The organism is Halalkalibacter krulwichiae (genome assembly GCF_002109385.1).
In the GTDB taxonomy this organism is placed as follows: domain Bacteria; phylum Bacillota; class Bacilli; order Bacillales; family Bacillaceae_D; genus Halalkalibacter; species Halalkalibacter krulwichiae.
In genome coordinates this window covers 3,528,938-3,543,138 of sequence record NZ_CP020814.1, presented here as the reverse complement: position 1 = coordinate 3,543,138, position 14,201 = coordinate 3,528,938, and the positions used below count along the sequence as shown (strand labels likewise).

The window sequence follows — 14,201 nt, the reverse complement described above, 5'->3', positions numbered from 1 at the left end:
ACCTGCTCGGGTTCCTTTTTTATTTACTATCAATTAATGGAAGGAGATCTCTGTGTTTGAACTCCTCTTCTAACAGTTCAATAAAATCTCTTTCTATGTCTTGAATTGCTTTTACTTGTTTATACAATTCTATTAACTCTTTATCGGTCAATGATTTAAACGATGAATGTAGATGCATGGGTTTGTCCATAGTAAATAGCCTCCTTGCAGCAAATTTACTTAGGTCGGTTGCGCCACCAGCTCCACCTACCATAGGCGCCCAGTTCTAGGTAGTTTTCATAGCATCCATAAGTGTATGATCATCATACCATAGAAGCGTTCAGTTTGTCATAAGAAGAGGAGGTAGTAATCTTTAAACCATGATGAAAAAGATCATTCTTTTATGATGGGAATAGGTATATGAACGTACAAATCCGGTCACACTATCTATTAATAGAAGAAATGATTGGGAGGTTCATAGTTATGGAGAAACAATCAAAGGGTGAAGCGTTAACATTTGTTGTTAGTACTACTGGGTGTGTGTTATTTATCATCGGGGTTCTTTTCTATAATATTGTAATGTTTTAATGTGATAAAGTAAAAAGTATGTTGTTTAATAGATTAGTTCTAGCCAAATTATAGGTCACTTAAAGAAGGAGGATTCCTTTTTAAGTGACCATTTTCTATTGTTTAATAATAGTAAGGTCTTGGTCTTGGTCTTGGTCTTGGTCTTGGTCGAGGTCCGTAACCGTAACTAGGATAACCATATCCGCCATGACCGTAGCTTGGGTATCCATATCCTCCGAATGAAGGACCGACATAGATTGGCTGATATGTGCCAAACCCAGGGCCTACAAGTTGACCTCCTAAAAATCCTAAACCTGCCCCGAGTATTCCTGCGCCTAAAGGGCCAATTCCGCCAGGGCCGAATCGATGATTACTGTGTGGATGTTCCGTAGTGCTATAAATGTTTCTGTACATGGAAACTCTCCTCTCGTTCGATGATCATTTCTCTTTAGCCTATGTAAGGGTGAGAGATTTGGGATGAACAGAAGCCTATTTTTCTCATATTGATGAAGGAGCCTAGGTGAAAATCCTACCAAGTTGATGTCTCGTTCGATCAAGGTTATCCACAAGTGGTTGTGAATAAAGTGGATAACTACGAACAAACATTCGACAAAATTTCATGATAAATAGACAGTGTTCGGGTTTTGCCTTCCTTTTATTGTTGGAAACTGTCATGTTATTCGAGAGGTTGAGTCATAAATTATCAGTTGATGGCGAAAACTAAAGAGCTAGTAAGGAGGGGTTAGTATGAGTTCTGTAAAAAAAGCATTCCTTTTATTCCTTTTATTCGTTGTCCTTTTACCTAGTGTATTGAAGGATCAGCTATCTGTCTTTGCAGAGAGTGATCCTTCCGGGCAAAATGTTAAGAATGTTATTTTGATGATTCCTGATGGTTTTTCGAGTGCACATGCGGCGAATTATCGGATATTTAAGGAGGGGGAGTTTGTACTAGATTCCATATTAGTTGGAATGATGAAAACACATTCTAAAAATAGCTGGGTTACAGATTCTGCGGCTGCAGGAACAGCAATGGCGACGGGGGTGAAAACGAGAAATGGTTTCATCGGAATAGATGAGGATGGGAATTCTTTAAAAACGATACTGGAAGCGGCAAAAGAGGAGGGAAAAGGAACGGGGCTTGTCGGAACGAAATCGATTACTGATGCAACACCTGCTGCGTTCGCCACACATGTGCATACGAGACAAAATGAAGGGGAAATTGCTCGGCAACTAATGAACAAGGTTGATGTTCTTCTTGGGGGAGGGGAACGAAACTTTCTCCCTGCATCTTCGGGAGGAGTTCAAGAACAAAGGAATCTAATTAAAGAAGCGGAATCAAGCGGCTACACTTTTGTTCAAACAAAGAGCGAGTTAGCAGAAGTAAAGCCGAATGTTGAAAAGTTATTAGGTTTGTTTGCTGATAATATGATGGCTGCAGAAATTGATAGGCATCGTACGGAAGAGCCTAGCTTACAGGAAATGACTGAAACAGCTTTAGCTCTTTTGAGGAGAAATAATAATGGCTTTTTCTTGATGGTTGAAGGGAGTAAGATCGACCGGGCTGGTCATGCTCATGATCCTGCTTGGGTCATGCATGATATTGCTGCTTTTGAAAGTGCAGTTATAACTGCATTGGAATTTGCTGAAAAAGACGGAGAGACGTTAGTGGTTGTGGCGGGCGATCATGATACAGGTGGAATGTCTGTTGGAGGATATGATGAATACAGAGCAGAACCCGAAATGCTGAGAAAGGTCGAAGCAACAGCTCAGTTTATAGCACAGTGTTTTAATTCCGAAAGAACAAATATATCAGAGGTGATGAAACAATACACACATTTGGACGTGACGAAATCAGAAATCAATGAACTGTACAGAGCTGATATCGAAAAAGTTCCTTACCTAATCGCTCAAATCGTTAGTCGGAGTGCTTATATTGATTGGGTGACATATGAACATACTGGTGTGGATGTTCCGATATATGCATATGGTCCAAGATCTTCACTCTTTCAAGGGGTGTTGGATAACACTGATTTACCTAAGAGGATAGCAAAAGCGATGAAAATTAATTTTTAAATAAAATGCAGTTATATACGAACATTTATGTTGATATTAATATAAAACGTTCGACAAAGGTGAACTTTAAGCTTGAATATAGACCGAATTGGCCTTATGATTGAATTAAAATATGAATATTTGATGGGAGAGGCTGATTCGATGAAAGTTTTATTGCTTGGTTCAGGTGAATTAGGAAAAGAAGTCATTATTGAAGCGCAACGTTTAGGTGTACAAACGGTAGCGGTGGATCGTTATGCAGATGCCCCTGCTATGCAAGTTGCACATCGTTCTCACGTGATAAATATGCTTGACGGTGAACAACTTCGGGCGATCATTGAACAAGAAAAGCCAGACCTTATAGTTCCAGAAGTTGAAGCGATTCAAACGCAGGTGCTTGTGGAATTAGAACAGGAAGGTCATGTCGTTGTACCAACTGCTTCAGCTACGAAATTAACCATGGATCGTGAAGGGATTAGAAGATTAGCGAATGAACAACTAGGATTACCTACTGCCGGTTATGAATTTGCGGATTCATATGAAGAATTAAAAGAAGCGGTAGCGAAAATTGGAACGCCTTGCGTTATTAAGCCTCTTATGAGTTCGTCTGGAAAGGGTCAGAGTTTATGTCGTTCGGAAGAAGATATCGAATCCTCTTGGAAAATAGCTTTAGATGGGGCGAGAGGAAAAAGTACGCGTGTAATTGTTGAAGAATTCATTGATTTTGAATCTGAGATTACGCTGTTAACTGTCCGTTCTTCCTCGGGTACTTCTTTCTGTCCACCTATTGGGCATATTCAAAAAGATGGAGACTATATCGAATCGTGGCAACCTCACCAAATGTCTGAAGAACAAATTATCGAAGCTCAAGATATTGCTAAAAAGATTACAGATGCGCTAGGGGTTATGGTTTATTTGGTGTTGAGTTATTTCTAACCAAGGATAAGGTATTTTTCAGTGAGGTTTCTCCTAGACCGCATGACACAGGAATGGTTACATTAGTCACTCAAAATTTATCCGAATTTGCCTTGCATGTACGAGCCATTTTAGGTTATCCGATCACAGAAATCACACTACAATCTAATGGAGCAAGTCATGTCGTTAAAGCTTGGGAAGAGAGTGATAACTATCAAATTACGGGAGTAAAGGAGGCTTTAGCAGTCCCTCATACACAAGTTCGCCTCTTTGGAAAACCAGAAACAAAAGTAGGAAGAAGAATGGCTGTTGCATTGAGTGTTTCTTCAGATACAGATTCAGCACGTGAACTCGCAAAAGAAGCAGCAGAGAAAATGAAGGTTTTATACAACGATAAATAAGTAGGTTGCGGTTGAGAAATATTTTCTCAACCGTTTTTGTTGTAAAAAAAGGATATATGGAGAATCTAGTCGTGAAAGGATGGAGGATACAATGAAAAAGACAACATGGTTATTATTACTTTTAATAGTTTGGATAGGATCGAATGAAAGGATCGTTGCACAAACGGTAGATACAAATATATTAGTAGGAACAGAGTGGCTGGAACAGAATATGGAAAAGGAAATACATTTAATAGATGTTCGGGTAGGTGGTTATCAAACAGGTCATATACCTGGAGCGGTTCATATGCCGATTGATTTAATAGAAGATAAAAAACATCCAATTAGAGGGTACTTAGTTGGGAAAGTGGACTTTGAGAATATAATGAGAGACCACGGGGTCAGGACTGACGATACAATAGTCATCTATGATAAAGGTGGGGATACGGCTGCAACTAGATTGTTTTATGCGCTTGAATATTATGGTCATCTTAATGTAAAAGTATTGGATGGTGGATTCGCTGCTTGGGAAGCAGCAGAGAAGAAGATTACGACTGAAATGAAAAAAGTCCAGTTGGGAGATTTTAAAGCGATAGAAAAAAGTGAGCTAAGAAAAGAGAAAACGGAAGTGAAAGAAGCGATTGGAGAGGAAGGGGTAATTTTATTAGATGTACGCTCGACCGCAGAATACCTTGGTGAAGATGTGCGAGCCAAAAGAGGAGGCCATATTCCTACAGCTGTCAATTTAGAGTGGAAAAATGTACTTCGTCCGGGAGAGGTAGCACTTTTCAAGTCGAGGAATGAATTAGTATCCTTATTAGAAGCTGTTGGCGTCACGAAAGATAAGACGATCATTATATATTGTCAACGAGCAAATAGAGCTTCTCATATGTATTTTACGTTAAGGTTGCTTGGTTATGATAAAGTTAGCGTTTATGAAGGGTCTTGGGAAGAGTGGGGGAATGTAGATGATACTCCGATTGTAAACCCAAGTGAATGAGTGGAAAGTTATTTGAAAAAAACTGTTGCGTAGAATATTGATGTGTGATATATATATTTTTGTCTTCATGACAGTACACATTGATTACAATAAAACATTTTAAAAAAGGTGTTGCGTTGTCGGTTTTGATGTGTTACGATAGTGAATGTCGCTGGCGAGAGGAAGTTGCAAGCGACAAATGAGTTCTTTGAAAACTGAACAAAAGCCAAGCGAAAAGAGATACATGATATCTCGTCAAAGAAATTTTCCCGTTAGGGCAAATTTCACCTTAAATTTTTTAAATGAGCTAATCAGCTTACCATTTTTATGGAGAGTTTGATCCTGGCTCAGGACGAACGCTGGCGGCGTGCCTAATACATGCAAGTCGAGCGGACTGATTAAGAGCTTGCTCTTAATCAGTTAGCGGCGGACGGGTGAGTAACACGTGGGCAACCTGCCCTGTAGACTGGGATAACATCGAGAAATCGGTGCTAATACCGGATAATATCTGAGACCTCATGGTCTTAGACTAAAAGATGGCTCCTGCTATCACTACAGGATGGGCCCGCGGCGCATTAGCTAGTTGGTAAGGTAATGGCTTACCAAGGCGACGATGCGTAGCCGACCTGAGAGGGTGATCGGCCACACTGGGACTGAGACACGGCCCAGACTCCTACGGGAGGCAGCAGTAGGGAATCTTCCGCAATGGACGAAAGTCTGACGGAGCAACGCCGCGTGAGTGATGAAGGATTTCGGTTCGTAAAGCTCTGTTGTTAGGGAAGAACAAGTATCGTTCGAATAGGGCGGTACCTTGACGGTACCTAACCAGAAAGCCACGGCTAACTACGTGCCAGCAGCCGCGGTAATACGTAGGTGGCAAGCGTTGTCCGGAATTATTGGGCGTAAAGCGCGCGCAGGCGGTCTTTTAAGTCTGATGTGAAAGCCCACGGCTCAACCGTGGAGGGTCATTGGAAACTGGGAGACTTGAGTACAGAAGAGGAGAGTGGAATTCCACGTGTAGCGGTGAAATGCGTAGATATGTGGAGGAACACCAGTGGCGAAGGCGACTCTCTGGTCTGTAACTGACGCTGAGGCGCGAAAGCGTGGGGAGCAAACAGGATTAGATACCCTGGTAGTCCACGCCGTAAACGATGAGTGCTAGGTGTTAGGGGTTTCGATGCCCTTAGTGCCGAAGTTAACACATTAAGCACTCCGCCTGGGGAGTACGACCGCAAGGTTGAAACTCAAAGGAATTGACGGGGGCCCGCACAAGCAGTGGAGCATGTGGTTTAATTCGAAGCAACGCGAAGAACCTTACCAGGTCTTGACATCCTTATGCCCTCCCTAGAGATAGGGATTTCCCTTCGGGGACATAAGTGACAGGTGGTGCATGGTTGTCGTCAGCTCGTGTCGTGAGATGTTGGGTTAAGTCCCGCAACGAGCGCAACCCTTGATCTTAGTTGCCAGCATTTAGTTGGGCACTCTAAGGTGACTGCCGGTGACAAACCGGAGGAAGGTGGGGATGACGTCAAATCATCATGCCCCTTATGACCTGGGCTACACACGTGCTACAATGGATGGTACAAAGAGCAGCAAAACCGCGAGGTCGAGCCAATCTCATAAAGCCATTCTCAGTTCGGATTGTAGGCTGCAACTCGCCTACATGAAGCCGGAATTGCTAGTAATCGCGGATCAGCATGCCGCGGTGAATACGTTCCCGGGCCTTGTACACACCGCCCGTCACACCACGAGAGTTTGTAACACCCGAAGTCGGTGGAGTAACCCTTTTGGGAGCTAGCCGCCTAAGGTGGGACAGATGATTGGGGTGAAGTCGTAACAAGGTAGCCGTATCGGAAGGTGCGGCTGGATCACCTCCTTTCTATGGAGTAATACTCTAGTCGACGAACAACTTCGGTTGTTTGACGCTTGTGCTTTGGTTCAGTTTTGAGAGAATTCACTCTCAATTTATATAGAAGAAACTGATTTGATATCAAATAGATCAGTGGCTTTTGGTTCTTTGAAAACTAGATAATGCAAATAGAAACAATGTAAGTTTACCGAAATCTTATTATTAAGAGAAGGTCAAACGAGCATGTCAAGAATTCATGACATTTTCTCAAAAATGTCTTAAAACGACTTTTTTAAAAAGATCGTTTTTGGCAAAGAGCTTCGAGCAGTTCGAGGAAGCGAGTGGTCGAAAGAATGGAACGTACACCCGTACGTGACATGACTGAGATCCACGAAGCTGACGAAGAAATGCGAAGAAGATCTGCAGCCAAAATGGTTAAGTTAGAAAGGGCGCACGGTGGATGCCTTGGCACTAGGAGCCTAAGAAGGACGCGACGAACGGCGAAACGCCTCGGGGAGCTGTAAGTAAGCTTTGATCCGAGGATATCCGAATGGGGGAACCCACCATCCGTAATGGGATGGTACCCATACCTGAATACATAGGGTATGAGGAGGCAGACCTGGGGAACTGAAACATCTAAGTACCCAGAGGAAGAGAAAGCAAATGCGATTTCCCAAGTAGCGGCGAGCGAAACGGAAACAGCCCAAACCAAGAGGCTTGCCTCTTGGGGTTGTAGGACGTCTCATATGGAGTTACAAAAGACGAGCATAGGTGAAGCGATCTGGAAAGATCCGCAGTATAAGGTAACAGCCCTGTAGCCGAAATGTTCGTCTCTCCGAGACGTATCCTGAGTACGGCGGGACACGTGAAACCCCGTCGGAATCCGGGAGGACCATCTCCCAAGGCTAAATACTCCCTAGTGACCGATAGTGAACCAGTACCGTGAGGGAAAGGTGAAAAGCACCCCGGAAGGGGAGTGAAAGAGATCCTGAAACCGTGTGCCTACAACTAGTTGGAGCCCATTTACGGGTGACAGCGTGCCTTTTGTAGAATGAACCGGCGAGTTACGATATGTTGCAAGGTTAAGCTGAATAGGCGGAGCCGCAGCGAAAGCGAGTCTGAATAGGGCGCTTTAGTAGCATGTCGTAGACCCGAAACCGTGTGATCTACCCATGTCCAGGGTGAAGTTCAGGTAACACTGAATGGAGGCCCGAACCCACGCACGTTGAAAAGTGCGGGGATGAGGTGTGGGTAGGGGTGAAATGCCAATCGAACTCGGAAATAGCTGGTTCTCCCCGAAATAGCTTTAGGGCTAGCCTCGAGGGAAGAGTATTGGAGGTAGAGCACTGATTGGACTAGGGGTCCCCACAGGATTACCGAATTCAGTCAAACTCCGAATGCCAAATACTTATCCTCGGGAGTCAGACTGCGAGTGCTAAGATCCGTAGTCAAGAGGGAAACAGCCCAGACCATCAGCTAAGGTCCCAAAGTATACGTTAAGTGGAAAAGGATGTGGAGTTGCCCAGACAACCAGGATGTTGGCTTAGAAGCAGCCACCATTTAAAGAGTGCGTAATAGCTCACTGGTCGAGTGACTCTGCGCCGAAAATGTACCGGGGCTAAACGTATCACCGAAGCTATGGATTGACACCTTCTGGTGTCAGTGGTAGGGGAGCGTTCTAAGTGCAGCGAAGTCAGACCGAGAGGACTGGTGGAGCGCTTAGAAGTGAGAATGCCGGTATGAGTAGCGAGTGAGGGGTGAGAATCCCCTCCGTCGAAAGCCCAAGGTTTCCTGAGGAAGGCTCGTCCGCTCAGGGTCAGTCGGGACCTAAGCCGAGGCCGAAAGGCGTAGGCGATGGACAACAGGTTGAAATTCCTGTACCACCTCCTCACCGTTTGAGCAATGGGGGGACGCAGAAAGGTAGGGTAAGCGCGCTGATGGATATGCGCGTCCAAGCAGTTAGGCTGGAAAGTAGGCAAATCCGCTTTCCATAAAGGCTGAGCTGTGATGGCGAGGGAAATATTAGTACCGAAGTTCCTGATCCTACACTGCCTAGAAAAGCCTCTAGCGAGGTGAGAGGTGCCCGTACCGCAAACCGACACAGGTAGGCGAGAAGAGAATTCTAAGACGCTCGGGAGAACTCTCGTTAAGGAACTCGGCAAAATGACCCCGTAACTTCGGGAGAAGGGGTGCTCTATTAGGGTGCAAGCCCGAGAGAGCCGCAGTGAAAAGATCCAAGCGACTGTTTAGCAAAAACACAGGTCTCTGCGAAGCCGCAAGGCGAAGTATAGGGGCTGACACCTGCCCGGTGCTGGAAGGTTAAGAGGAGGGGTTATTGTCACACTGCTTGCAGTGTGACTGAGAAGCTCTGAATTGAAGCCCCAGTAAACGGCGGCCGTAACTATAACGGTCCTAAGGTAGCGAAATTCCTTGTCGGGTAAGTTCCGACCCGCACGAATGGTGTAACGATTTGGATACTGTCTCAACGAGAGACCCGGTGAAATTATAGTACCTGTGAAGATGCAGGTTACCCGCGACAGGACGGAAAGACCCCATGGAGCTTTACTGTAGCTTGATATTGGATGTTGGTACAGTTTGTACAGGATAGGTAGGAGCCTTGGAAGCGTGAGCGCCAGCTTACGTGGAGGCGTCGGTGGGATACTACCCTGACTGTGCTGACATTCTAACCTCGAGCCGTGATCCGGTTCAGGGACAGTGTCAGGTGGGCAGTTTGACTGGGGCGGTCGCCTCCTAAACAGTAACGGAGGCGCCCAAAGGTTCCCTCAGAATGGTTGGAAATCATTCGTAGAGTGCAAAGGCAAAAGGGAGCTTGACTGCGAGACCTACAAGTCGAGCAGGGACGAAAGTCGGGCTTAGTGATCCGGTGGTTCCGCATGGAAGGGCCATCGCTCAACGGATAAAAGCTACCCTGGGGATAACAGGCTTATCTCCCCAAGAGTCCACATCGACGGGGAGGTTTGGCACCTCGATGTCGGCTCATCGCATCCTGGGGCTGAAGTAGGTCCCAAGGGTTGGGCTGTTCGCCCATTAAAGCGGTACGCGAGCTGGGTTCAGAACGTCGTGAGACAGTTCGGTCCCTATCCGTCGCGGGCGTAGGAAATTTGAGAGGAGCTGTCCTTAGTACGAGAGGACCGGGATGGACACACCGCTGGTGTACCAGTTGTTCCGCCAGGAGCATAGCTGGGTAGCTACGTGTGGACGGGATAAGTGCTGAAAGCATCTAAGCATGAAGCCCCCTCAAGATGAGATTTCCCATGGAGTTAATCCAGTAAGACCCCTTAGAGATGATGAGGTTGATAGGTCTGGTGTGGAAGCGTGGCGACACGTGGAGCTGACAGATACTAATCGGTCGAGGACTTATCCAATATATTCTTGAGTTTCTATTACGCATTATCTAGTTTTGAGAGAACCATTCTCTTAAATAGTCTGGTGGCGATAGCGAAGAGGTCACACCCGTTCCCATGCCGAACACGGTCGTTAAGCTCTTCTGCGCCGATGGTAGTTGGGGGCTTCCCCCTGTGAGAGTAGGACGTTGCCAGGCAGATAAAAGACAATCCATTGGATTGTCTTTTTTAATGTTTCTCTTCGTAAAACAACATGAAAAGCATCTAAGAGAATCATCATGTGCAATCTTCCCCGTAGAAGAGAAATGGTAAGCCAGGACGTTGCCAGGAAGAGAGATCACAATTCATACGATTGTGCCTTTTTTTTGTGAATTTCAAAAAGTGCTCCTAATGTGGTGAATTATATTTTAAGTATAAAATTAACCAAGCCTCTTCTTTAATCACTAACGAATCTTTACATTTTTAATAAAGAAAATAGGCTTAGACGATATGAGGAGGTCTTAAATTTGGTACAATAATAAAGGAGAGAAATTTTAATACGCTTAGGAGGTTAAAAAATGGCTCAGAAAATCGTATTTTTTGACATAGACGGTACGCTGTATGATGAAGATAAGAAATTACCATCAGCAACAAAGCAAGCCATTTCACAATTAAGAGAAAAAGGTCATTATGTAGCAATTGCTACAGGAAGAGCACCATTTTTATTCGCTGATTTAAGGGAAGAATTACAAATAGATACATATGTTTGTTTTAATGGTTCATATGTTGTTGTAGATAATAAAGTATTATCAAAAAACGTATTAGATCAAAAAGCTTTAGAGAAGTTAACTGAATTCTCAGCAGAGAAAGAACACCCGTTAGTGTATATGGGCACAGATGATATGAAATCAAATATTGAAGAGCATCCTCATATTGAAGAAAGTATGGGAACATTAAAGTGTTATCAACCTGGACATGATGCCAATTATCATATTGATCGTGACATTATCCAAACTTTACTGTTTTGCACGGATAAAGAGGAAAAGGAATATGTTGAGAGATTTCCTGAGTTTGACTTTGTAAGGTGGCACACTCTTTCAGTTGATGTTCTACCTGCAAATGGTTCAAAAGCTGTTGGGGTTGAAAAGGTGATCGAACATTTAGGCTTTAATAAAGAAGATGTCTATGCTTTTGGAGATGGCTTAAACGATATTGAGATGTTGAAAGCAGTAGAAAATAGTGTGGCAATGGGCAATGGTCACGACGAAGTAAAAAGTGCAGCAAAACATGTGACAAAGCATGTAAGTGAAGATGGAATATACCATGGTTTAAAAATGGTTGGCTTATTATAATAGACTTGATAGAACGCACAGACTTTTGTGCGTTCTATTTGCAAACATCATTAAAATAATGGCTGCTGGCTATCTGTAAACTCTAAATGAAATGGGGTGAAAAGGTAGATCAAGAAGAAAACAAGGAGTAAGCTTGTAATAAGAAGAAGGACTGAAACAGTAAAAGCCGTTAATAAAAAAGGTGAAATCATTGTCGGCAAAAAAAGAACTCCCATTTTCCACTTTGAATGTGTTGTACTATATTGTTGTTTTTGACATTTAGGGCATTTTGTTCGACCTTCTCGAAATAATAGTAAGGACTGCCAGTTAAATTGATAATGGCACGACCAGCATGTTGGTAACTTCATTTTCTCCTCCTATATGGCATAGCTAGAAAAATGGTAATATATTAAGGGTAACATGGATTTCTAATTGAGGTATATCATGAAGTTTTAAGCTACATTTATCATGTGAATAGTAGAGACAAAAGGATTGCATGAAAATAAAAGTATAGGATGGACAAAATGAAGATTACCGTACGAGTAAAGATCTTAATAATGTCATTTATCATAGTTTTAATTTCAGTAATGACAAGTGGTTGGAATATGGTTCATAATATTACGGATGCGTTTGAAACAGAAATTGGCGAAAGGGCTATTGCAATTGCAAGAACTGTTGCGCAGATGGCAGATATACGTGAACTTGTTGGTACAGAAGATGGTGAATTAGGAATACAACCAATTGCCGAAAGAACGAGAAAAGCAACCAATGTTGATTATATTGTTATCATCGATATGAATAGCATTCGTTACTCTCATCCTGATGAAATGCTAATCGGACAAAAGTTTGTAGGTGGAGATGAAAAAGGTGCATTAGATAATGCAGAGTATATCTCAAGAGCGCAAGGAACATTAGGAAATGCTATGAGAGCCTTTGTCCCGATTATGGATGAAGAAAACACGACACAAGTTGGAGTAGCTGTGGTTGGAATATTAACTCCAACTTTTCAAACTCTTATTGCAACATATAGCAAGGATGTCCTTAAATCTTTAATATGGGGATTGTTAATTGGATTAGCTGGTTCGCTGCTGTTAGCTCATAATATTAAAAGGCAGACGTTTGGCCTAGAACCTTATGAAATAGCTAAATTGGTTGAAGAGCGGTCAGCTGTGATGCAAGCAATGGATATTGCCATCATTGCGTTAGATGAAGAAGGTAAGATCAGTTTTATGAATAGATTGGCAATGAAATTCGTGGAGGTTCAAGAGGATGTTCGTCCTCTTCATATTCAAGATATTTTTCCTGCATCGTGGGAAGAGATGATCCAGCAATTAAAAGAGGAACCGAATGAGCATATTGTTAATCAACAAATCGTCCTCTATGATAAGATCTACCTCCTTTCATTGTATCCTATTCTTGTGAAAGGCAATTTAGTAGGAACTTTGTTGACGATGGTAGATCGCACGGAGGCAAATCGTTTAGCAGAAGAGCTTACAGGAGTGAAAACATTAGTTGATGCCTTAAGAGCACAGAATCATGAGTATATGAACAAGCTTCACAGTATTGCTGGCCTTATTCAGCTTGAGAGAACGGATGAAGCTTTAGAGATCATTATGGATGAAACAGTTGATGAGGAAAGCATGATTCTATTTTTAAAAGAAAGATTTAATGATTACTCAGTATCTGGTCTTTTAATTGGGAAACGATCTAGAGCGAGAGAGCTTGGTATTACTTTTACTATTAACTGTGAGAGCTACTTAAAAACGTCTTATGACCACCTAAGCTCAGGTGACTTGGTGACAATTGTCGGTAACTTAATAGAAAATGCGTTTGAATCTTTCACAACTGAAAGTGACTTAAAAGCGGTTGAATTGTTGATTCAAATCGACCAAGATCACTTATATATAAGGATAAGCGATCAAGGACAAGGAATTTCAAAAGAAGTTCAAGAACAAATGTTTACGTATGGATTTAGTACAAAACAAAAAGAAGGTCGTGGAATAGGTTTAGCCCTTGTTCATCAAATTGTTCGTGCTCATGATGGTGAGATTTTTGTTTATTCCGATGGTGAGACAGGGACAGAAATTGAAATAAGAGCTAGTAAAAGAGGTTAACATATGATTAAAGTATTTATTGTAGAAGATGACCCAATGGTGTTAGAAGTAAATACAGGATTCTTAGAAAAAGTCACTCCATTTATGTTATGTGGTACGGCTCAAAATGGAAAAGATGCGCAAAAGGCTATAAAAGAAGTCAATCCAGATTTAATTCTATTAGATATGTTTTTGCCAGATATTTCTGGACTTGAAGTTTTGAAGTCATTGCGGCAAGATGATATTCAATGTGACATTATTATGATTACAGCAGCCAGAGACTCACAGACGATACATGAAGTGTTTCGACTAGGTGCTGTAGATTATTTAGTAAAGCCGTTTCGATTTGATCGGTTTAAAACGGCATTAGACTCTTACTACAAAATGTGGAAAAGACTAAATGAAACGACTTTGTTAAATCAGACCGATATTGATGAAATGAAACAAATACAACAACGAAATCATGAAGTGCCGAAAGGGTTAAGTGAAACTACGTTAAAACAAATTTTATTGAAGCTAGTAGAACAGCAAGAACCAATTACAGCAGAACAGTTGGCAACCTTGTTAGGGATGGCAAGAGTCACCGTTAGAAGGTATTTAGAGCATTTAGAACAAACAGGGAAAATTCATGTTCAAATTAAATATGGCAGTGTAGGACGCCCGAGCCATCATTATTATGTTTGATGGTTTTGGGTGTTTTTTTTGAGCGGAG

The 14,201-nt window shown here is 42.6% G+C and carries 8 protein-coding genes, 3 rRNA genes and 1 pseudogene; 9 read left to right on the top strand and 3 right to left on the bottom strand.

Translation table 11 applies throughout. From position 1 onward, the window contains the following. Nucleotides 1-19 precede the first annotated feature (19 nt). Together sda and BkAM31D_RS17810 are read right to left on the bottom strand one after the other, a co-directional pair. The gene (gene sda / locus BkAM31D_RS17815; protein WP_084372281.1) at nt 20-190 is read right to left on the bottom strand and encodes a sporulation histidine kinase inhibitor Sda; all 171 of its coding nucleotides are present in this window, start codon (nt 188-190) and stop codon (nt 20-22) included. 479 nt (nt 191-669) lie between these two features. Then, nucleotides 670-960: a hypothetical protein gene (locus BkAM31D_RS17810; protein WP_066156226.1), complete on the bottom strand. Its 291-nt coding sequence runs from the start codon at nt 958-960 to the stop codon at nt 670-672. Nucleotides 961-1,293: 333 nt separating this feature from the next. On the opposite strand from BkAM31D_RS17810, the gene BkAM31D_RS17805 reads away from it, so the two are divergent. The 7 genes and pseudogenes from BkAM31D_RS17805 to BkAM31D_RS17775 all read left to right on the top strand — a co-directional run bounded on the left by BkAM31D_RS17805 (nt 1,294) and on the right by BkAM31D_RS17775 (nt 11,417). Beyond that, a complete protein-coding gene (locus BkAM31D_RS17805; protein WP_066156223.1) occupies nt 1,294-2,619 on the top strand; it encodes an alkaline phosphatase in 1,326 nt (441 codons plus the stop codon). 123 nt (nt 2,620-2,742) lie between these two features. Then, nucleotides 2,743-3,914, top strand: a pseudogene (purT, locus tag BkAM31D_RS17800) (formate-dependent phosphoribosylglycinamide formyltransferase). 91 nt (nt 3,915-4,005) lie between these two features. Next, nucleotides 4,006-4,893, top strand: coding sequence for a sulfurtransferase (locus BkAM31D_RS17795; RefSeq protein WP_066156220.1), 888 nt, complete (start codon nt 4,006-4,008; stop codon nt 4,891-4,893). Nucleotides 4,894-5,196: 303 nt separating this feature from the next. Next, nucleotides 5,197-6,751, top strand: a 16S ribosomal RNA gene (locus BkAM31D_RS17790). A 403-nt stretch (nt 6,752-7,154) separates the two neighbouring features. Next, nucleotides 7,155-10,107, top strand: a 23S ribosomal RNA gene (locus BkAM31D_RS17785). Nucleotides 10,108-10,167: 60 nt separating this feature from the next. Beyond that, a 5S ribosomal RNA gene (rrf, locus tag BkAM31D_RS17780) occupies nt 10,168-10,283 on the top strand. The 16S, 23S and 5S rRNA genes sit together here, the layout of an rRNA operon. A 360-nt stretch (nt 10,284-10,643) precedes the next feature. After that, nucleotides 10,644-11,417 carry a Cof-type HAD-IIB family hydrolase gene (locus BkAM31D_RS17775; protein WP_066159067.1) on the top strand — a complete coding sequence of 258 codons (774 nt, stop codon included), beginning with the start codon at nt 10,644-10,646 and terminating at the stop codon, nt 11,415-11,417. A gap of 50 nt (nt 11,418-11,467) precedes the next feature. Here the strand turns inward: BkAM31D_RS17775 and BkAM31D_RS17770 are convergent, their stop codons facing one another. Further along, entirely contained in the window at nt 11,468-11,764 is a 297-nt protein-coding gene (locus BkAM31D_RS17770; protein ID WP_066159064.1) for a TIGR04104 family putative zinc finger protein, read from the bottom strand. Nucleotides 11,765-11,920: 156 nt separating this feature from the next. On the opposite strand from BkAM31D_RS17770, the gene BkAM31D_RS17765 reads away from it, so the two are divergent. Both BkAM31D_RS17765 and BkAM31D_RS17760 read left to right on the top strand, forming a co-directional pair. Then, nucleotides 11,921-13,510 carry an ATP-binding protein gene (locus BkAM31D_RS17765; protein WP_235820548.1) on the top strand — a complete coding sequence of 530 codons (1,590 nt, stop codon included), beginning with the start codon at nt 11,921-11,923 and terminating at the stop codon, nt 13,508-13,510. Between the two features lie 3 nt (nt 13,511-13,513). Then, on the top strand, nt 13,514-14,173 hold the full coding sequence (locus tag BkAM31D_RS17760; RefSeq protein ID WP_066159058.1) for a response regulator: 660 nt from the start codon (nt 13,514-13,516) through the stop codon (nt 14,171-14,173). Nucleotides 14,174-14,201 lie beyond the last annotated feature (28 nt).